The 19,520-nt window shown below is 60.7% G+C and carries 18 protein-coding genes and 1 pseudogene; 13 read left to right on the top strand and 6 right to left on the bottom strand.

From position 1 onward, the window contains the following. Window positions 1–383 precede the first annotated feature (383 nt). The 3 genes from AC1DVM_RS09665 (at window position 384) to AC1DVM_RS09675 (ending at window position 5,198) form a co-directional block, all read left to right on the top strand. The gene (locus tag AC1DVM_RS09665) at window positions 384–2,003 is read left to right on the top strand and encodes a tyrosine-type recombinase/integrase (RefSeq protein WP_477254037.1); all 1,620 of its coding nucleotides are present in this window, start codon (window positions 384–386) and stop codon (window positions 2,001–2,003) included. Continuing rightward, window positions 2,003–3,052, top strand: a complete 1,050-nt coding sequence (locus AC1DVM_RS09670) for a tyrosine-type recombinase/integrase (RefSeq protein WP_477254106.1) — start codon at window positions 2,003–2,005, stop codon at window positions 3,050–3,052. Before AC1DVM_RS09665 ends, AC1DVM_RS09670 begins: the two co-directional genes overlap by 1 nt. A 79-nt stretch (window positions 3,053–3,131) precedes the next feature. Beyond that, the gene (locus tag AC1DVM_RS09675) at window positions 3,132–5,198 is read left to right on the top strand and encodes an ATP-dependent helicase (protein WP_477254039.1); all 2,067 of its coding nucleotides are present in this window, start codon (window positions 3,132–3,134) and stop codon (window positions 5,196–5,198) included. A gap of 382 nt (window positions 5,199–5,580) precedes the next feature. Here the strand turns inward: AC1DVM_RS09675 and AC1DVM_RS09680 are convergent, their stop codons facing one another. After that, window positions 5,581–5,766, bottom strand: a complete 186-nt coding sequence (locus tag AC1DVM_RS09680) for a DUF3565 domain-containing protein (RefSeq protein WP_477254040.1) — start codon at window positions 5,764–5,766, stop codon at window positions 5,581–5,583. A gap of 350 nt (window positions 5,767–6,116) precedes the next feature. Here AC1DVM_RS09680 and AC1DVM_RS09685 point away from each other — a divergent pair, with 350 nt between their 5' ends. From AC1DVM_RS09685 to AC1DVM_RS09720, 8 genes are all read left to right on the top strand, one after another. Next, window positions 6,117–7,547, top strand: coding sequence for a DUF5939 domain-containing protein (locus AC1DVM_RS09685; RefSeq protein WP_477254108.1), 1,431 nt, complete (start codon window positions 6,117–6,119; stop codon window positions 7,545–7,547). Window positions 7,548–7,789: 242 nt separating this feature from the next. Then, on the top strand, window positions 7,790–8,422 hold the full coding sequence (locus AC1DVM_RS09690; RefSeq protein ID WP_477254041.1) for a tyrosine-type recombinase/integrase: 633 nt from the start codon (window positions 7,790–7,792) through the stop codon (window positions 8,420–8,422). 161 nt (window positions 8,423–8,583) lie between these two features. After that, entirely contained in the window at window positions 8,584–9,555 is a 972-nt protein-coding gene (locus tag AC1DVM_RS09695; protein ID WP_477254043.1) for a complex I NDUFA9 subunit family protein, read from the top strand. 500 nt (window positions 9,556–10,055) lie between these two features. Further along, window positions 10,056–10,709, top strand: coding sequence for an OsmC family protein (locus tag AC1DVM_RS09700; protein WP_477254045.1), 654 nt, complete (start codon window positions 10,056–10,058; stop codon window positions 10,707–10,709). Window positions 10,710–11,788: 1,079 nt separating this feature from the next. Next, complete coding sequence (locus tag AC1DVM_RS09705) at window positions 11,789–12,178, top strand: hypothetical protein (RefSeq protein ID WP_477254047.1); 390 nt, start codon at window positions 11,789–11,791, stop codon at window positions 12,176–12,178. Window positions 12,179–12,691: 513 nt separating this feature from the next. Then, window positions 12,692–12,973, top strand: coding sequence for a DUF7768 domain-containing protein (locus AC1DVM_RS09710; protein ID WP_477254048.1), 282 nt, complete (start codon window positions 12,692–12,694; stop codon window positions 12,971–12,973). A gap of 668 nt (window positions 12,974–13,641) precedes the next feature. Then, on the top strand, window positions 13,642–13,854 hold the full coding sequence (locus tag AC1DVM_RS09715) for a dodecin (RefSeq protein ID WP_477254050.1): 213 nt from the start codon (window positions 13,642–13,644) through the stop codon (window positions 13,852–13,854). Window positions 13,855–14,585: 731 nt separating this feature from the next. Further along, a complete protein-coding gene (locus AC1DVM_RS09720; RefSeq protein ID WP_477254052.1) occupies window positions 14,586–14,738 on the top strand; it encodes a hypothetical protein in 153 nt (50 codons plus the stop codon). A gap of 359 nt (window positions 14,739–15,097) precedes the next feature. Here the strand turns inward: AC1DVM_RS09720 and AC1DVM_RS09725 are convergent, their stop codons facing one another. The 5 genes and pseudogenes from AC1DVM_RS09725 to AC1DVM_RS09745 all read right to left on the bottom strand — a co-directional run bounded on the left by AC1DVM_RS09725 (window position 15,098) and on the right by AC1DVM_RS09745 (window position 18,424). Further along, complete coding sequence (locus tag AC1DVM_RS09725) at window positions 15,098–15,502, bottom strand: hypothetical protein (RefSeq protein WP_477254053.1); 405 nt, start codon at window positions 15,500–15,502, stop codon at window positions 15,098–15,100. Between the two features lie 51 nt (window positions 15,503–15,553). Next, a pseudogene (locus tag AC1DVM_RS09730) lies at window positions 15,554–15,962 on the bottom strand (recombinase family protein); the annotation flags it as partial. 105 nt (window positions 15,963–16,067) lie between these two features. Beyond that, entirely contained in the window at window positions 16,068–16,661 is a 594-nt protein-coding gene (locus AC1DVM_RS09735) for a cupin domain-containing protein (RefSeq protein WP_477254055.1), read from the bottom strand. Between the two features lie 257 nt (window positions 16,662–16,918). Continuing rightward, window positions 16,919–17,329 carry a cupin domain-containing protein gene (locus AC1DVM_RS09740; RefSeq protein WP_477254057.1) on the bottom strand — a complete coding sequence of 137 codons (411 nt, stop codon included), beginning with the start codon at window positions 17,327–17,329 and terminating at the stop codon, window positions 16,919–16,921. A gap of 129 nt (window positions 17,330–17,458) precedes the next feature. After that, window positions 17,459–18,424 carry an ABC transporter substrate-binding protein gene (locus AC1DVM_RS09745; protein WP_477254059.1) on the bottom strand — a complete coding sequence of 322 codons (966 nt, stop codon included), beginning with the start codon at window positions 18,422–18,424 and terminating at the stop codon, window positions 17,459–17,461. A gap of 181 nt (window positions 18,425–18,605) precedes the next feature. On the opposite strand from AC1DVM_RS09745, the gene AC1DVM_RS09750 reads away from it, so the two are divergent. Both AC1DVM_RS09750 and AC1DVM_RS09755 read left to right on the top strand, forming a co-directional pair. Beyond that, on the top strand, window positions 18,606–18,782 hold the full coding sequence (locus tag AC1DVM_RS09750) for a hypothetical protein (protein ID WP_477254061.1): 177 nt from the start codon (window positions 18,606–18,608) through the stop codon (window positions 18,780–18,782). Between the two features lie 154 nt (window positions 18,783–18,936). Then, on the top strand, window positions 18,937–19,317 hold the full coding sequence (locus AC1DVM_RS09755; RefSeq protein WP_477254063.1) for a PRC-barrel domain-containing protein: 381 nt from the start codon (window positions 18,937–18,939) through the stop codon (window positions 19,315–19,317). Window positions 19,318–19,520 lie beyond the last annotated feature (203 nt).

Genomic DNA, 19,520 nt, shown 5'->3' on the forward strand with positions numbered 1-19,520 from the left:
GGAGACCGCCGGCGGTTGAACTCGTTGAACTCCGTAAGACCAAAAAGCTGCTATCTCCCGAATCGGACCCCCTGTCCGCCCCTGTCATCCCGAGACCCTGATTGTCCCAAGGAGACGGTCCCGATGTCCCAGATGAGCTTCGATTTCCTCAGCAGTGACAACGTTGAAGTTGATGCCGAGCCGGTGTCGGCGACTCCGCGTCGCAAGGCTGCCGTCACGATCCGGACCCGCGCCAAGCGGACCCGGCGCGACGCCGTCGTCTCTGTCACGTCGCCCATCGTCACGAGTGCGGACGCTTTCCTCTCCCCGGCGCCCCTGTCTCTCGTGATATCAAGGCCAAGGCGGAGGCCGATACGAGCCTCACCGCCACCCAGCGGCGAGACATGGTGTCCGGTCTAGCCCGGATCGAGAAGGTATTCGCCACCCCGCTGGATAAAATCGAGGCCAGTCCGCGCCGCCTGCGCACGCTGTTTGCCGCCAGGAGCGCGGCGCAACTCGGGCTGTCCGACAAGAGCTTCGCCAACATCCGCTCCCTCGYCATCCMGGCGCTGTCCCGTTACGGCGAGCCGGATCTGCCGGTCACCCGGCGCTTTGCGATGACGCCGGCCTGGCGCGAGCGGCTCGATCGYATCGASAAGCCCTACAATCGYCAGACCCTCCATCGTCTTGCCATYTATTGYTCGCGCGTCGGGCTCTCAATCGAGGACGTTTCGCCGGACATCCTGACCGGGTTCAAGGCGGCGCTCGAGGCCGAGGAGRTCGTGAAGGACCCGGCCGAGATCGTCAGCAATACGATCTCGAAGTGGAACGGCGCGGTGCGGGATGTTTTGGGCTGGCCGCAGCAGAAGCTTTGTGAACCGAACAAGGAGATCCCGCTCGCCCGCCCCTTGGGCGACTTTCCGGCGAGCTTCCAAGCTGATGTCGCGACCTGGCACCAGAAGATGTCCGATCCCGACCCGCTCGACGAGGATGCGCCCGTCAAACCCTTGCGCCCGGCGACCCTCGCGCACCGGCTCTATACCTTTCGCAGTTTTGCATCGGCGCTGGTGGCATCTGATCATTACGCTCTGGCGGAGATCACGTCGCTGGCTGTTCTGCTGCAGCCCGACGCCTTCAAGGCCGGCCTCCGCTTCTTCCATGACAGGAGTGGGGGCAAGACCCAGCGCATCCACAACCTGGCGCGCAATCTCCGGCTGATCGGCAAGAACCATTGCCGGTTCGACGCGGTGACGCTGGCGCAGCTCGAGGTAATCTGCCGGCGGCTCGATGCCGGCAAGCGCCATCAGACGACAGATCGCACCCGCCAGAGGCTCGCCCAGTTCGACAACAAAGCGAAGGTCGCAAGACTCCTGCACTTTCCCGAACGGGAAGCGGCATGGGCATTGTCGCAGTCCAACCCCTTCCGGAAAGCCAAGGGCATGGAGCGGGCGGTGGCGGTCGCGATCCTGATCTTCTGCGGCCTGCGAATCACGACGTTGCGGACGCTCGAGCTCTCGGATTTCCGCTTCATCGACAACGGCCGCTGCATTCTGTTCGTGCCGGCGGAGCGGACGAAGGGCGACCGGGCGCTCGAGCACGACCTCAATCCTCAGGTCACGGCGTTGCTTCGCCGCTTCATCGAGCATCACCGGCCGCTGTTGCCGGGCGCAAAGGGTCCGTGCCTGTTTCCGGGTGACGGTCGTCCGGCGCGTTCCCAGACGTCCATGGCGAAGGCGATCTACGAGGCGATGCGGCAACGAGCGGGCCTCGACATGAACGTCCACCTGTTCCGGCATGCGATCGCCAAGATCGCCGTCGAACGCGATCCCGGCGCTTATCTGTCGGTCTCGCGGGTGCTCGGCCATACCAGCCTCGACACCACCATGGCGCATTACCTCGGCACCGAATCGAAGGCCGCCGGCCGCCACCTCGATCGTCTCCTGACGGATACCAAGGCGGACATCAAGAACGTCCAGCCCAATCGTAACCGTCAAGGCAGGCGCACGCGCGGAGGGACTGCGTGATGGGCATCGTCGTCGATCCCGTTCGTCGGGCCCTGCCGCTCGATGAATGGCCCCCGGCCGATCAGGCGCTCTGGCGTGCCGCCCTCACCGCCGGCGATCTCTTCGATCATGGCGGCGGTGAGGCCCATTGGGCGGTCAGAACCCGGCAGACCAATCTCAAGCACTATGGTCGCTGGCTCGGGTTTCTCAGGTGGACCGGCACCCTTGACGCCGACGCCGCGCCGGCCGACCGCGTCACCCGCGACGCCGTGCGGGCTTACCACCGGCATCTCGCGACGCTCGTCGCCCCGATCACCCGCCTGTCGATGCTGGTCGGTCTCAAGGTCATGCTGCAGGCGATGGCCCCTGACCGCTCCTGGCGCTGGCTGCAGGATGTCTGCAACCGCATCCAGATCACCGCGCGACCGAGCAAGGACAAACGCTCGCGCATGCGGCCGACCGCCGAGATCGTCGCGGCGGCCCTCCGTGAGCTCGAGAGCCTCCCCTGCCCGGTCACGACGATCAAGCAGGCGCTCGCCTACCGCGACGCCTTCATGCTCGCCCTCATGGCGGCCCGTCCGTTGCGGGTGAAGAACTTCGCCGGCCTCGAGCTGGAGCGCCATCTTTTCCGCACCGAGCACACCTGGCTGATCACCATTCCGGCCGCCGAGACCAAGACCAGGCAACCGATCGCCTTCGACGTCCCTGAGATGCTCCTGCCCTGGCTGGAGCGTTACCTGTCGGAAGTGCGGGTGCTGTTTCCCGGGGCGGCCGAATCCTCAAGGCTCTGGATGGGCAAGGACGGCGCGCTGACCGATCAGCAATCGATTAGCGACCGCATCACCAGACTGACCAGGCGCCTCTTCGGCACGTCGATCAATCCGCATCTGTTGCGGGACTGCGCCGCCTCGAGCCTTGCCAACGACTCTGTCGAGATGGCGCAGGCAGCCCCGGCCCTCCTCGGACATCGCCACCGCTCGACGACTGAGAAGTACTACATCCAGGCCGACAATCTCGCGGCGAGCCGGACGCTCGGAACGCTGCTCGACTCCATCAGGAGCCGCAAGTGACGCTCGCCGCTGCAAACCGCGGGGTTTGCGAACAAACCCAGAATCTGAGACTCTYGACCATRCYYGGAAGGATTCGGCYTTGAACAGTACRGCGTCCTCACTYGAKACCCTCAATCYCCACCAACGRCAGGCAGTCGAACACGGCGTGGTCGAGGGTCGGTCCACCATGGCCTCGCCGCTTCTGATCATCGCCGGCGCGGGYTCGGGCAAAACCAACACCCTCGCCCATCGGGTGGCTCATATCATCGCCCATGGTGCAGACCCCCACCGCATTCTCCTGATGACCTTCTCCCGTCGAGCTGCCGCCGAGATGTCGCAAAGGGTGCAGCGCATCTKCCGGAAGACCCTGGGTGACGGAGCGGGTCATCACCTTCTTCCCTGGGCCGGCACCTTYCACGGCATCGGCGCAMGSCTTTTGCGTCATCACGCCGAGCAGATCGGGCTAAACCCTGATTTTACCATCCACGACGCGCGGGACTCCGAAGACCTGATGAACCTCGTTCGACATGAATTGGGGTTCTCAAAAACCCATGAGCGGTTTCCGAAGAAGGCGACTTGCCGTGCGATCTATTCCCGGGTCATCAACACCGAGGCACCGATCGAAGAGGCGGTGAAGCGGTTCTTTCCCCGGTGCGCGGGGCTCGAAGGCGATCTCAAGAARCTCTTTGCTGCCTACGTAGAGGCGAAGCAGGTCCAAAATGTCCTCGATTACGACGATCTSCTGCTCTACTGGGCGCAGGCCATGACCGACCCCTTGCTGGCGGCGGAATTCGGCGGACGCTTCGATTATGTCATGGTCGACGAATACCAGGATACGAACCGGCTCCAATCCTCCATCCTGCTCGGCCTCAAACCGCAAGGCCACGGGATGACGGTGGTCGGCGACGACGCCCAGTCGATCTATTCGTTTCGAGCGGCGACCGTCCGCAACATCCTCGACTTCCCGGACCAATTCCAACCMGCCGCTTCGATCATCACCCTCGACCAGAATTATCGTTCGAACCAACCGATCCTGAACGCCGCGAATGCGGTGATCGAACAGGCGAGCGAACGCTTCACCAAAAACCTCTGGTCCGACCGCATCTCCGCTGAGCGTCCGTATCTTGTGACCGTTCGCGACGAAGCGGATCAGGCGCATTATGTGGCCGATCAGGTTCTCGCCTATCGCGAAGAGGGTCTCGATCTCAAGCAGCAGGCCGTCCTGTTCCGCACCGCACACCACAGCGGTCCTTTGGAGGTCGAACTGACGCGCCGCAACATCCCGTTCAAGAAGTTCGGCGGGCTGAGGTTTCTCGACGCCGCCCATGTGAAGGATATGTTGGCCACCCTTCGCTTCGTGCAAAATCCCCGGGACAAAATTTCTTCCTTTCGGGTGCTGCTGCTCCTGCYCGGCATCGGACCGCGTTCGGCCAACGACATCATCAACACGATGACCGACGCGCCCGACCCTCTCGCAACGATCTCAACCTTGTCGCCACCGCAGCGCACAGGCGAGGCATGGGATCACTTTACCGCCCTGCTCCGCGACCTCAAACCGGGTGCGATTGGTTGGCCTGCCGAGATCGAGCTCGTCCGGGACTGGTACCAGCCCTATCTAGAGCGGACCTACGAGGATGCGATCGTGCGCAACGACGACCTTCTGCAACTGGTGCAGATCGCATCAGGCTACCCGTCGCGGGAACGCTTTCTGACGGARCTGACGCTCGATCCGCCGGACGCCACCAGCGACCAGGCCGGCATCCCCCATCTCGACGACGATTATCTCATCCTCTCGACCATTCATTCCGCCAAGGGCCAGGAATGGAAATCGGTCTTCATCCTCAACACTGTCGATGGCTGCATCCCCAGTGATCTTTCGACCGGGACAAAGACCGAGATCGATGAGGAACGCCGTGTTCTCTACGTCGCCATGACGCGGGCGAAGGATCATCTGCACCTCGTCATGCCGCAACGATTCTTCACTCACAACCAGCATCCGCGCGGCGACAGGCATGTCTATACGCCGCGGACGCGCTTCATTCCCTCAAAGCTCCTGAAGCTTTTTTCATGCACGAACTGGTCGAGCGAGGCGGCTGAAACTGCACCTCCGACCACGCGTGCTCCGCAAGTGGATGTCGCCGCGCGGATGCGAAAAATGTGGGCTTAAGCGAATGCGGAACTCCAATCTGGTGGTAGGAACCGCAGTCGTTGGAGGCATGGCACTTTCTGCCCTCTATGACCAATATCTGAGACCTGTTGTCACCGACAAGGCCGACGAGAAATTCGAACCAACCTCCGATTCACAAGCCAGTCCCAGTCTAAATCGCGGGACGTTGATCAACGGCGGTAGCGACGACGTGCTGCATGGTGGCCGAGGAAAGGACAAGACCAAGAGAATGCCGGGAACGATGACATGTGGGTGCGCCGCCAACGACATCCTGACCGGAACAAAGACAAGGATGCATTTTCTTCGAAGCCGATGATCCTGATCGGTTCGAGGGCCCATGACCGGGACGAGCGCTGGAGGGAAGAGCGGGCTCGCCCGCCGCTCAGACCGGCGGCGCGCCGACGTCGCATTTCTTGCATAGCGCCTTGTCACGGCCTTTCTGCGTAATAACCCACGGACGATTAGTCCATGGAGGGTTATGGCGCACATGCTGGTAGTGACCGCATTCAAGTTCAGCCACCCACTGTTGTTCTTCGTCTAAGTGAAAACCGACAATCCGTTTCTTCATGTTCCACTAAAACGTCAGGCGCCGCGGTCCGTCGTGGAGCTGGGGGAAGAAAACCAAGCGGCACAGTATACAGAAAAATCAATGAGATTGGGCGAGCGCCGAACCCGCTTTGGACCAGCTTTGTGTACCCAAAACCCTTCCGCAACTTGACTACAGCGCTTGGCACGCATGACTGCATTCGACCTCAGAGCGGAAGTTTGGCTTACTTCTGCTCCGTGCCAAGAGCGGTCATTGAGTTCAGTGCCGACAACCTCCTGCCTGACAATCCTTCGTACCTTCAACGACGGAAGCTTTGCGCCGTGCTAGAGTCACGTGCTGCAAGCGAGRAACTCGTGAGATCGGGCATGGCAATGATTGACGRAAAGCTCCTCGAGGAGCGGCTGGCGGCGCTTGAATCGGCGCGGAGCTGGAGYCCGCGGCTTGTCTCCAAGCTCGAGAGTYACATCCGATCCGCGAGCGACGTGGAGCTCCTGCGCATCAATCCAATCAAATTYGCGACCGACAAGAGCCTCAGGGAGGAAGAGGCGATCGATCTCTTTCTCCATGCCGCCGCGCTCGGTCTCTTCCAGATGACCTGGATCCTGATCTGCCCGATCTGCTCGTGCGTCATCGACAGTTTTCGGGCGCTCAAGAATCTCCGCAGTCACTGCCGCTGCACCCATTGCCATGTGGAATTGGTGGCGGCTCTCGATGACATGATCGCGATCACCTTCACCGTGAACCCGGCGATCCGCCGCATCGTCTATCATGATCCAGAGACGCTCTCGGCGGAGGATTAKCTTTACCGCTACAGGTCGGCGAATGAGGGTTTGATCCCGGACGGCACGCCTTTCATCAAGATGCGGGAGATGCTGAGCCGCGCCTTGGCCTATGTCGAGCCGGGCAAGACGACCGCCTTTGAGATCAGCGCGGAGGCCGGCGCCTTGCATGGCAGCAGYTCCGACAGCAATGCAGGAATCGATTTTATTGTCGATCCCGCGCTTCCGCCCGGCGAGCAACGCATTGCAGTCCGTCTTGACTTCGAGTCCAGCACCCCGAACACGGGCACCGTCGGGCGCGGCAAGGTGATCTTCGAGCTGACCAACGTCGCGGACAAACGCTTCGAGTTCGGGTTCCTCCAGCTGCCGCCCGGAGTCGACCGGCCGCCACCACTCCACTTCGCGCCCTTTCTTTCGGGCAAGCGGCTGCTCACAACGCAGACGTTCCGCGACCTCTTCCGCTCCGAGGTGACACGCGTCAGCGAGGGGCTCCGCGTCAAGGACATTGCTCTCCTATTCACCGATCTGAAGGGCTCGACCGCGCTTTATGATCGKATCGGAGACCTGAATGCCTTCGCGCTCGTGCAGCAGCATTTTGACCGCCTGCTGGACGTGACAGTCCGCCACAACGGCGCGATCATTAAGACGATCGGCGACGCGGTGATGGCGGCGTTCCTCGAGCCAGCTGACGCAGTGCAGGCGGCGCTCGACATGCGCCGCGAGATCGCCTCCTTCAACGAGCGGCAGCCCGACAAGGCGCTGATCCTCAAGATCGGKGTCCACACAGGCGCGGCTATCGCGGTGACGCTGAACGACCGGCTAGACTATTTCGGGCAGACGGTGAACATCGCCGCACGCGTACAGAACCTCGCCAACGCGGACGAAATCGTTGTGAGCCAAGACGTCTATGACGCGACCGGTGTTCGCGACGGGTTGGCGGGTTTTACGGTGGAGCCGCAGACGGCGCAGCTGCGTGGCGTGCAGCAGGCGCTGCCGGTGTTCCGGGTGGGGACGGCTGCCTAAAWCAGATGATCGCCTGCCTCGCAGGTGGGTAGGAAGCACCCTGTGCCAGGCAGATCGGCAGGACGATGCTCAGGACTGGTGACGACCGCAACGGGTCAAACCTTGGATTCGAGTGAAGGGAGCCGAAGTCCGGTTCGCCCTGGGGAGTTGCCGAATCCGTCCTGGAGCTTCGGCCCAAGTGGTTTTCCGGCGGGCTCGACAGCCAAGCTTTATCGCAGGGGCTTTGTTTCAGGAGCACTGCGATGCGAGACCGTTCTGTCATTCATATGAACCGAGCCAGAGCCCCGTGGAACCGCGGGAAAATGATCKGACCCAAACCACCCCTCAAAGTCAGGGAGATCTGGTCCATACGGATCAGGCTCCAAGTGTCAAAGCGGACCCGGGATTTGGCTTTGTTCAACTTAGCGATCGATRGCAAGCTGCGCGCCTGCGACCTAGTTGCGCTCCGAGTCGACGATGTGGCGCTCAATGGAAAGGTTCGCTCCCGCGCCACCGTGATACAGCGGAAGACGGGTCGGCCCGTGCAGTTCGAGATCACAGAGCAGACGCGCGAGGCGGTGGAGCGCTGGCTCGAGAAGAAGAACTTGCAACGGGGCGAGCCGCTCTTTCCAAGCAGAGTTGACCGCACGAGGCCGATGACGACGCGTCAGTATGCCCGTCTGCTGGGATCATGGGTTCAGATGGTCGGTCTAGATCCCCTCGCYTACGGCACGCACTCTCTGCGGCGTACGAAGGCCTCAATGATCTACCGACGAACGGGCAATCTCCGGGCAGTTCAACTCCTGCTAGGTCATACCAAGATAGAGAGTACCGTACGCTACCTCGGCATCGACGTCGACGATGCGCTCACGATCGCGGAACAGGTTGAAATCTGAACCCCAGGGGGCGGCTCAACGACGAGCCGCCTTCGTTGAGAGGGTCCGGATCSGAGGCTTAAGCGGACGCAGCAAGAACGACCGCCGCGTGCCACTTCCGGACCTTCGGAGCGAAAAACATGGTATTGAGGTGGCAGGGCTACGACGCCGACAGCATTCGAATGGCCACGGTGCGGCGCTCCGCCCAGGCGACGCCTGTCAAAGGCGACGCAGCGATGCAACAGGTCACGGTTTTCGGCGGGTCTGGATTTATCGGCCGGCATCTGGTCAACCATCTCGCCAGAACCGGGGCCTTAATATCGGTCGCGGCGCGCCATCCGCCCCAAAGGGCCGAGCCTCTGAGGCAAGCCCGGGTCCAACACATCGAGGCGGACATTCTCAATGACGAAGGCGTCTGGGCGGCAATCCAGGGGGCCGACACGGTTATCAATCTGGTAGGCATTCTCTCGCAGGCGGCGCCGCAAACCTTCACGGCCATCCATGAGGACGGGGCTCGCCGTGTGGCCGCCACTTGCAAGCGCTTGGGCGTAACGCAACTCGTTCACATCTCAGCGCTGGGGGCCAGCCGCACCGCACCGGCGCTTGCGGATCGCTCCAAGGCGGCCGGCGAAGAGGCAGTGCGCGCCGCTTTCCCCGAGGTGACGGTTATCCGGCCCAGCTTGGTCTTTGGACCTGACGATCACTTTTTCAACGGCTTCGCCGCGCTGGCGCGACGGCTGCCGGCGTTGCCTCTGATTGGCGGCGGCCAAACGAAGTTTCAGCCCGTCTATGTCGGGGACGTCGTCACTGGGCTCGCCGCCATTCTTGCGAGCCCTGCCAGCCGCGGGAACACCTACGAGTTCGGGGGGCCCCGGGTCTATACCTTTAAAGATCTGCTCGCGTTTATCTGTGCCACGATCAGCGCCCGACCCCTGCTGGTGCCTATACCGTTCTGGGCCGCTGAAGTGTTGGGCGGGCTGCTGCAAGTGTTTCCCGACGCGCCCTTCACCCGCGATCAGGTCCGGCTGCTGCGAACGCACAAGGTGGTCAGCGGCTCAGCGCCGACGCTTGGTGACCTTGGTGTCGAGCCTCAAGCGCTGGAGACCATCGTCCCTGAGTATCTTGCGGCCTATCGACAGGGAGGACGGGGCTGACGTTTCAGGCCCAAACAAGGCAGACCCTCATATGCGTGACAGGCTTACCGAAGCTCTGGACCATCATGTGATCCGGCGCTCCGGCCGGAGCCGACGACTGAAATTCGCGCGGGTGCGGCATGGCAAGGCAGGTGAATAGATGCAAGCTCATGCACAGAGGGCCGCGCTCACTAGGCGCCGGACGGTCCGGCCCCACCCAACGTCCTGATACTGCTGCGCTTCTTTGCCCGAGGCCTGCTGCTGGTCTAATCCGGCCACGCTGTCATGAGAGTTCGTCTTACCCGTCAAGCGAGGCAACTGGCGCGACGCGCTCGATTTTCTGAAAACCAAACCAAAGACTTTTGTCTAATGTGACAGCGCCTGCGAAATCTCTTGTAGCGGCTGCCAAACAAAGGCGCGAAACCGCGAGAAGTGGTATGGTATTTAACTAGGCATGCTGCCGAGACCGCTCACAGTTTGAAAGTACCGAAGCGATGTTTTCGCATTGAAGGAGGTCGCAGATGCAGATCACTCCATTGGGCCCACTCGAGCGCGAGGCAGAAGGTAGCAGCAATAGGGCCATCGTAACGAACCTGGAGCACACTGCGTTCGGACAAGTGATCTTCGTCGGTGACTATACCCTGCATGCCGATCAGCCCTTGAGCGCTGGCGGACAAGCCTCCGGTCCTGATCCCTATCAGTACCTTCTGGCGGCGCTCGGGGCGTGTACGTCAATGATTGTGGGAGCCTTCGCTCGGCGAAAGTCGTGGCCTCTCGAACAAGTAGTTGTGCGGCTCACCCATTCTCAAACTTACCCGAAAGGTGCGGACGGGCACCCATCGGAAAAGATCTCCGACCGCATCGAGCGCAGCGTTGAACTTGTCGGGCCACTCACGGACGCCCAACGCGACCTCCTCCTCAAGGTTGCAGACATGTGCCCGCTGGTTGGAATGCTTACCTCGGGGATCGACATCGTCACGACCTTGACCGCACACGCCCCCGGTGAGAGCTATGATCCGGTCGACCGCGACTCTGACCAGAGCTTCCCGGCAAGTGACCCTCCGGGCTGGATCAGGATGGGTGGAGCAGGAAGTCCCCTCCACATCAACGCGCTCACCCGTTTAGTTGAGCAAGCAGATAACACTCTAGCACAATCAGAACTTCGAGCGCGTTAACCTGCAGGGGCGTGATCTGCGGATTCATCAGAACAGGTGCTTACATGAGCCGCATTAACAGGGCGCACATGTGACTGCACCCGATGTGAGAGGCAAACAATCAGGCGCCCGATCGTCGCACGCTGATTCCGACAAGGCATTATCGGGCTTGCGCAGCGATGCCCACTACATCGCGCTCGTCGTGAGGAGATCCACCTATGGCGAGAGCTCGCCACCGTTGCGTCGGCGAACTTCGATGGATCAGGCGAGACACTTCCCACCTTCGGAGCCGAAGCTCATTATGATGTGCAATCTCCGCGCCGATGCGTGAGAAGCGAGATGATCGTGGCTAAGCCGAAAAGGCCAAATATATCTGCGGCGGGGCTCTCGCGAGGACCGGCGTGGGCAGGCGATACCAAAGCGCAAAGCCGGCTTAGGACGATGCGATCACCACGGCAACGGCAAGTATGCCCTTCAATGCGCATTTGAGGCCAAAGCATAAAGCGTCAGTAATCAGAACAGCTCGAACGAGCGATCCGCCCAAGACGTGCGATGAACTGTCCATCGTCTCAATGTCCGCCGAACACGGGAGTCTGGATCGGCAGCAGCAACGCCCGCATCCGCATGATCGCAGGTGAACAATTCCAACCGCATCCACCGCATGGAGCGCCAGACCCCTCACAGCGTCGATTTTCCCTAAGTCGATCAGATTTTGATTGATCCTATAGGCATTGGCGATGCAGGACCTGCCGGTCGTCACCCCTTCGAGGCCGCCCTCAGATAGGGGCTCGAGCGTGACCAGAATGGTGCGGGCTCGCAGAACCTGCTCGGCGTCTTCGAGTTGCCCGCCGCCGTGGAGCAGAGGCAAGAGGCAAGAGGTAACAGGCAAGGCAGCTAGGCGGTAGGCTGTCGGTTCACAAATGCCTGCCACGAGCAACCGCACGGCCCCCACGACCCCATCGAAGGTGGAGGGGTAGGTCGAGTCTCCACGGCGGTGGGGCAGTTAACCGGTCTTGGGGGTGAAGCTTTTGCGCAACCAAAATGAGGAATTGCAATAATGGCACGTCCGAGGACGCCGACGGCGACCTTGGAACTCCGAGGTGGCTTCAAGAATCGCCCGCAGCGCGACGCTGCGCGGGCAAACAGAACCCGAGCCCGAGACGAAAGTCGGCGAGCCCCCGGAGCATCTGAAGGAAGACGCGCAAGTCGTGTGGGCAGAGATGACCCGCGAAGGCAGACTCCGGCTAACCGGCGCCGACCGTCTGCAGGTCGAGATTGTGGCGCAACTGATGGCGGAATTTCGGGCGGGCGACATGCCGTCGAGCAAGGTGTCGATTCTTGTCGGAGCATTGAACAAGTTGGGCTTCGGCCCGACCGAGCGTTCGAAGATCAAAGCCCCGCAGGCGAAAGAACCACAGAGAAGCCCATTTGAGGGCTTCAATCAGCAGACGTGCGTTGCCCGGAGCGCCAGGCACCGCCTACGCCTCTGACACAAGGACCACAATGCAGATTCGTATCACTGACTTCGACGTGTGGCAGCACCCTGTTGCAAACGACACCGGCCTTGTTGTTCTCGGTCAATTCTCTGCGGTTCTACGCGGAATCCGGCTCGCGGGCTGCGCGCAGATGTGGAGCCCGCGAGGATGGTCCGTAGCGCCACCGAAAGTCCTCAGAGAAAGCTACCATATCGAGTTCGAAAATCGCGCCTTGCGCGAGCATGGCGCGGGCCGCTGACTATGCGTTCGGCGGGGATTTTCAACCGCCCGCCTATCCCTCACCAACCGCACACGATGAGGCAGGGCTGCGGCGTTTTATACGCTGCGGTTGAAGAAACCATGAAACAGGGGTGAGCACCGCAGGCAAGGCCACGATGCCCGCCGTGGGCCCGGCTCGCGCTAATACCTCCCACAAAGAGTAAGGCGGAGTCTCCCCCCAAATATGCTATTATTGCGGCGAGTAAAGGGAGTCACTGCAAACTACAACGAGCCCATGAGGGCAGTAACATGAGACTGGTAATAGTTGAGTCACCTTACGCGTGCGATCAAGAAGCAAATATTGATTATGCGCGAGCTGCTGTGCAAGACAGTCTACGACGCGGCGAGGCCCCGCTTGCGAGCCACCTCCTCTACACAGAAAATGGCATTCCTGACGACAACGTGCCCGAGCGGCAGCAGAGCATTGACGTAGCTCTCGTCTGGGGGCGCGTCGCCGATGCGACTGTCGTGTACACGGATCGCGGCATCAGCAAGGGCATGAAACACGGGATTGCAGCAGCGTCCGCTTAGGTCTTCCGGTGGAATATCGGAGCATTGGTGCATGACCAGTCGGCGGACGCAAACCCACGGCGGCTGCAAGAGGAGGGGTTCTGTATCTCCCGAGTGCCGGTGCATTGGGTCGGCCTGCCAAGGCAACCTCATGAAAAACCTGACTAACAATCGGCGCAGTTGCTCCGTCTGCGACCCTGAAGTTGAACTGCAGCGACTCAAGCATCGCTTCGGGGACATATCGAATCGCTATTTCCTGGCCGTGAACTCTGTCACTTCTTGGCAAGCCTACCTGCCAGCATTGGCGGCGCTAGGCGCCTTTGCCCTTTATTTGGGACACATGAGCTTAAGCCCTTGGCCGCAGGGCACGACGCACAACATCTTGCCTCCTTTTCCGAACTGCGCCGGTGCTGCATTAGTTGGCCTAGCTCCCGCATGTAAGGGCGGGACCGGGCTGTTATCAGCGCCATGACCGGGACCGCTACGGTAGGTCCTGCGAGGCTTGGCAGTCCCGGTAGCAGCTGTTGCAGATTCGGGTATTCCGGACGCGGTCCGGCACCAGCCGCACGCCACCTTGTGCAGACACCACTTAAGTCCGATGGCAGGCCTAAGTTTCTCTAGGCTGCTCATTCGCCTTGTTGGCTAACTGCGCTATTTCCCAGTCATGACGAGCCACGCGGGAGTGCGCGATGAGCAACCATGTCTACAAAATCGTTGAAATTGTCGGCTCATCCGAGACCAGCATCGAAGACGCTATTCAAACTGCGATCAATCGCGCGAGTACGACCTTGAATAACCTGCGATGGTTCGAGGTTGTTCAAACCCGCGGTCATATCGAAGATGGCAAGGTTCAGTACTACCAAGTGACGATCAAGGCTGGCTTCACCTTGGAAGGTGGCTAGTCCGGCCGTCAAGCAACCCGCCGGACCTCGGACAGTGCACCAGATTCGTAATCTGGTTATCAACTGACCTTCCCGTTGACGCTCATCCTGAGGCTTTGACCGTCTGGTCCCGCGCGGTGGCAGACGGGAGATCAAGGGCAATAGCGGAGTCCGCCGAAGGGAAGTTGCGCCTGCCAGGGCTTGCGGAGGCGGTTGAAAGGGAGACTGGCACGTGGACAAGAAACACACCTGGAATGTCGTGTTGTGATGGCATAGCGCGGTCCACGAGGCACGATTACTTCCTCGGAAACAGTGTATGGCACGTATGTTGTTTGCCGAAAGTCCGCCGCGAGAGCCCCTGATGCTGTTGCGCCTGCCAGCGCTAATTCGATGACCATCCTCATCATACGACCCTTCTTTGCCGGTTAGAAACGGCTGCGGCTAAGGTCCGGTTCCGGGAGCGCATTCACCACTCCGGGATTGGCCGGGTCGCTCCGCGTGCGTGGAGTCACTGCACCCGCGTGTATCAAATATGCGGACGGGGAGTTCCGGAGGGTGCGCGAGGGCTTGAGCTTGGCTGTCGCTCGGTTCAGTGCAGTCTCTACTCCGTCACTAAAAGTCATCAAGCGATTCGCGATTTGTTTCGGGTCGCCCCGATACCACCGGCAACCTTCCACCATTTCCCGACATCTTCCCCGACTACTCGGCGCCAGTCTTGCGAAAACACGCCGCACGGTCGTGAGCTGACGTTGATGCGATGGGGTATGCCCTCGTCGCAGAAAGCTCTTCTAGAGGCTACCCAGCGCCGGGCTCAGAAGATCGAGGCCAAGGGCAAGGCGGTCGACTTCAAGGCGCTGCTCAGGACGGAGCCTGACAAGGGCGCGAGGAATATCCGCAGCGTCTAAAGCCAGCATTGGCAACGGTGGCTCAATCCGGAGAGCAGGTGCCTCGCATTGTTGACGAGCTTCTCCGAGGTCAACGCCAGCGCCGGCGGCGATAGCCGACTATCACCTGCTAACGAGCTTGAGATCGCGGCTGAGGTCTCTTGTGTCGTTGAGCCCCGATCCCCGGGTTGAGCATGGCCCTCTCTCCGTTGAGTTCGGCCACTTTGGAATCCTCATTCCGACACCACAGGCCAGCATTGCGATCCCAGATCGTTCCGGATTACGCGCGATTCGACTGCGGCGACGGCCGTCCGGAACGCTTCTGACGCCGCGAACTGACAAGGATGCGAGGCGCTCTTGGGATAATAGCGAGTAAGGCTCTAGAAGATCTCGCTTGCGCCGTATGCCCGCCGTTTGAGCTTCTTGGGTTGTGACATTCTCTCATAGACGATTGCTGCTATTCCAAGTCCAACCAAGCCTGCAATTGCCGCTACCACAAGCGGGTTGGCCCTCAATGTCTTTTCGGCCCTTACAAGGCCCTCACCGACCACTGGTCTCGCCTCGGCGAACGCCTCACCCGCAACGCTGGCCATATGGCTCAAGGGACTCGGATCGGCAGCTTTATCGGCACCCGTCTTGCTATTATTTCCTGGACCGTCGCCGGGAGCATACTTGCTGACTTCGACAGAGACCGGATCACTCGCCGGGAATGACTCTTYAACGCCGCGGTCGAGTTGCTTCTCAGTCGGCAATTCGAATTCAGGGTTGATCGGCTCTTTTGGCATGGTTTAGCTCCCGCGAGATATCGGGGTTAACCGTTCCCATCAAGTCGCGTTCCTGCGGCCCTTGTAGACGCCCGCGGTTTTAGCATTCGCAAGCCCCTCCATCTGGCGGTCCCGATGCAGGTTGGTCTCGAATTCGGCGAACACCCCGAGCACATCCAGGAATGCTTTGCCGGCCGCGGTGCTGGTGTTGATCGGCTGCTCGAGCAATTTCAAGTGGGCGCCTTTAGCTTTTTCAGCTCGTGAACTATGTCCTGACGATCCCCGATTGAGCGAGCCAAGCGATCCGTTCTTGTTACGACCAGAATGTCGCCCTTCCGGATGAAAGCAAGTAGGACTCGTCGCGGCCCGATCTCGAAGAGCCGCTGCGCTTCTCAGCGCGAATCGGGTCACATTCTGCTGCTTTTAACGCCTCCAGCTGCGTGATGAGGTCTTGGCCAGTGGTTGAGACACGTCTCGGCATAGGCTGAACCCGCTACAAGCATCCCGACGACTTGTAAGTCTGTCACATGGGCTCGTCACTCGTATTGTGGGATGCCCAACCAAGGACTGCAGCAAAAACAGCACGTCAGGGCAACTGTGCCGGTGATGAAAATGGCCTGTCCGCGTCCACGACGAACAGGGCAAACTCTTGCAAGTCGATTGAGCCGCTGCTCGACACCTGCATCGGAATATCGCCACCATGCCCGACCGTGGTCTGGCCAGCGGCGACACGGACGACACCGTGTGGCGTCTTTTGCGTCAACTCCCCACTGATGACGTAAAACGCCTCCGACCCGGGATGGGTGTGTACGGCCGTGACGCTGCCCGAAGGACCGCCTGCTTCGTTGACCCGCAAGAGGTATTGCGTTGCATGGGTCTGAGGGAGCGGTCCAATTTCTGCAACCCGCGTGCCACCCTTCGAGGCTTCTCCCACGAGGCCGAGCGTGAAGAGCCAAACCTTGCCTTTAGCCTCTGCCACCAGTCCCATCGGACCGGCGGCCGCCTGAGCCTGCTCCTTGGTTTCGAAATTATCGATGCGCCAAAACAAGTCGCCAGACGGCAGTGCCATCACTTTTTTCTCGACCAGAGGCTTAACGACGAAGGTTTGCTGCGCCATCGCGAGCGAGGGTAAGACGAACAATCCTGGTATCAGTGCTGTGATGAGCTTGAGTTTCACCATACAACCTCTCCAATGCTGGACGTGCTGCTGCACGAGCTTGCGGATTCCCGCTTAGGGGCCGTTTGACTAAGTCGTACGCCACCGCCTGTCGTGGTGGGGCAGCGGCCGCACTGCTCCCACGATGCGCTGATCACGTCCGGAATTCCAGACGAAACAAAGGGTGGACCATACCAACCTCGCCTCGAAGCTTGGCTGCCGCGGGTGAGGATTATTCTATCCAAAGTCAGACAGAAGCTGCGCTTCTACGGGGCTTGATGCTATGCGGGTAGCAGGTCGATGATCCGCATGATCGCAGCCGTGCTGCCGGTGTTTTTGCTGCGCTCCGGCATCCCTTTGGCGCACGACCATACGTCACCCTTTTTGTAGACATTGTCCCCCGAACCCGTGTCGACGGTCAGCTCGCCCTCCAGCATGTGGCAGACCATATCGTTGGGCATTGTATTGCCGCTCGTGGTCGCGCCGGGTTGGTAGACATGGTCCCGCATCGACACCGTTTTGTAGCCTTGGATCATCGTGTCGCGTTTCGTATGATCAATGCGCCGGACACCGGGGGCAATTTCCTTTCCCTCGGTTGGGCCAGGCGTTTGAGCGGCGGCTCGCGCCACTGGGCCAAGTGCGGCGGCAACAACCAGACTGAGAAGCGCACGGCGACGGTCAAGGTGTTCCATCGCTTCCTCCCGTCCAAGAAGCCACCCCAGCACCACAAGTATGCGCCCGATCCCGCGCGCCGACCACGTAATTCGGAGAACCCATATATGCAACCAGCGAACCCCAGCGAAGCGGAACCACACTGGCGATCACTCAATCACCTCGTCGGCGCCGACTAGAACGCTTGTCGGGATCTCGAACCCGAGCGCCTGCGCGGTCTTGCCGTTGAGAACAAGCTCAAACATTGTCGGCTGCTCGATTGGAAGGTCGCCGGGACTCTCACCCCTCAGCAACCTGTCCGCATAGGCTGCAAGTCGCACATAGGTGGCGCGCTGGTTCGCCCCATAGCTCGCAAGGCCTCCCACCTCGCAGTGCTCGCGCGAGCCGAACATGGACGGCAAGCCATGCTCCTTCGCAAACTCAGCAATCTTTACCTTGTGCACCCTTGTGGCTCCGCCGGGGAAGGCGAGTATCGCATCAGGACGCGAGGCCCGCACGTGCTCCAGGGCAGCGTCGATGTCCGCGCCGGAAACGAAGGGCGCATAGACGAGGCGCAAGGAAAGAGCCTCCGCTGCCCTCTTGGTGGCGTCATACTCAAGCTGTTCGCCGGGATGGGTGGTGTTGGACAGGACGGCGATGGTTCGCAGACGGGGCATCAGCGCCTTGAGGAGCTCGACGCGCTTCTGCGCTACATCGAGCGACAGGAAGGTGATGCCGGTGAAGTTGCGTCCGGGACGAGCGAGGCTCTCGGCAATGCCAAGGACGACCGGATCGCTGCTGATCGCGAACAGGACGGGCTTTGTCGCCACGGCACTCGTCGCGATGATGGCGGGCCCACTCGATACGATCAGATCTGCTGGGAGGGCGAGGAGCTCCGGCAGCATCGCGCGAAGTGCACCCGGGTTGCCAGGAGCATAGCGGAGTGTGAACGCGAGGGTCTGGTCACTGTAGCCGTGCTCTCGCATGCCTTCTCTGAAGCCGTCGATGAAGGGATCAGGCTGGGCTTCCGTAGACACCCAAAGAATGGTGCGAACTTCGCCGGGCTGTGCTCCGACGGCCAGCGGCCATGCAGCGATCGCACCACCGAGACTCCCGAGGAAAGTCGGCCGCTTCATAGAATCACCTCGCGTGCGATATATCTTAGCTTGGAGCTAAGCATAACCTGCTGGCAGAGCAGTGGGAGGAACAGCATCGCGCAAAAATGGCGCTGTTCAGTTTCGCGGAAGCATCTTTACGGAACCTTGAACCTTCCACGCTTCAGCTTGTTGAGGCAACGGGGTTGTGATGGATTTCAGCATGGACAACAAAGCGGCCGAGTATCGTCGACTGGCCCAGGACGCCAGAGCAACGGCGAACCAGATTTCGCTCTGGGACGTGCGGGAGAAGCTATTGGTCAAAGCCCGGCAGTGGGAGGCCTGGGCCGAGATTGCCGAGCGCCACGGGGAGAAAGCGCCGGACCAGGGCTCGGAGTAGCGGCTCACAAGGTGCCTCCGCACACCTCAACGTGAGCCTGACCGCGACCCTGCGCACACCCCACGTCGCGCAAGCTACCGGAAGTGCAACTTGTTGATAAGGCGCTTCTGCCATAATCTAGGTCAGTTTCTCCGCCTGCCGTGGAGAATTTGCGATGAGCGAACAAGCAACACCAGCTGGTACGACACCATCTTCACATCCGCTCATTGAGAGCAGTCGGGTGGAAGGCACGCGCGTCTACGAACCATCTGGCAAGCACATCGGCACGATCCATCACCTTATCATCGAAAAGGTAAGTGGCCGTGTCGTCTACGTTGTCATGACGTTCGGTGGCTTTCTGAGGCTCGGAGCCCAAGCGCACACCATTCCTTGGGAGAAACTCGACTATGACCCGAGCCTGGGCGGGTACCGCACCGACATCACACCGACACAACTGAACAGTGCTCCCGCCAGCCACGAAAAACTCTGGCGCGACCGCAAGCGTGAGAAGGAGATGCGTGAGCACTGGAACGTACCGCCTCACTACGGATTCTAGCATTCTGATCAAACGTAACCTCGCCTCATAGTCCGATTCGACTCACGCCAGGAGCGGAGTCACGCTCGACGGATGGTCAAGACACCCCGCCGCCCGATCCTGCGTGCCACCGTCTCCAGCACAAGGGCGGTGAGTCGGCCGCTCGTCGGGAGCGCCGCCGATCCGCGGCAGGCGACCCTGGCTGTATCCTTTAGAATACCGAG

Source organism: Microvirga sp. P4_A5 (assembly GCF_056402495.1).

Bases quoted from the DNA above. Each gene is read 5' to 3' on its own strand.
- AC1DVM_RS09670 (WP_477254106.1), top strand. From the start codon at position 2,003: ATGGGCATCGTCGTCGATCCCGTTCGTCGGGCCCTGCCGCTCGATGAA.
- AC1DVM_RS09680 (WP_477254040.1), bottom strand. From the start codon at position 5,766: ATGAAGAAACGGATTGTCGGTTTTCACTTAGACGAAGAACAACAGTGG.
- AC1DVM_RS09695 (WP_477254043.1), top strand. From the start codon at position 8,584: ATGGCCACGGTGCGGCGCTCCGCCCAGGCGACGCCTGTCAAAGGCGAC.
- AC1DVM_RS09700 (WP_477254045.1), top strand. From the start codon at position 10,056: ATGCAGATCACTCCATTGGGCCCACTCGAGCGCGAGGCAGAAGGTAGC.
- AC1DVM_RS09710 (WP_477254048.1), top strand. From the start codon at position 12,692: ATGAGACTGGTAATAGTTGAGTCACCTTACGCGTGCGATCAAGAAGCA.
- AC1DVM_RS09715 (WP_477254050.1), top strand. From the start codon at position 13,642: ATGAGCAACCATGTCTACAAAATCGTTGAAATTGTCGGCTCATCCGAG.
- AC1DVM_RS09720 (WP_477254052.1), top strand. From the start codon at position 14,586: ATGCGATGGGGTATGCCCTCGTCGCAGAAAGCTCTTCTAGAGGCTACC.
- AC1DVM_RS09735 (WP_477254055.1), bottom strand. From the start codon at position 16,661: ATGGTGAAACTCAAGCTCATCACAGCACTGATACCAGGATTGTTCGTC.
- AC1DVM_RS09740 (WP_477254057.1), bottom strand. From the start codon at position 17,329: ATGGAACACCTTGACCGTCGCCGTGCGCTTCTCAGTCTGGTTGTTGCC.
- AC1DVM_RS09745 (WP_477254059.1), bottom strand. From the start codon at position 18,424: ATGAAGCGGCCGACTTTCCTCGGGAGTCTCGGTGGTGCGATCGCTGCA.
- AC1DVM_RS09750 (WP_477254061.1), top strand. From the start codon at position 18,606: ATGGACAACAAAGCGGCCGAGTATCGTCGACTGGCCCAGGACGCCAGA.
- AC1DVM_RS09755 (WP_477254063.1), top strand. From the start codon at position 18,937: ATGAGCGAACAAGCAACACCAGCTGGTACGACACCATCTTCACATCCG.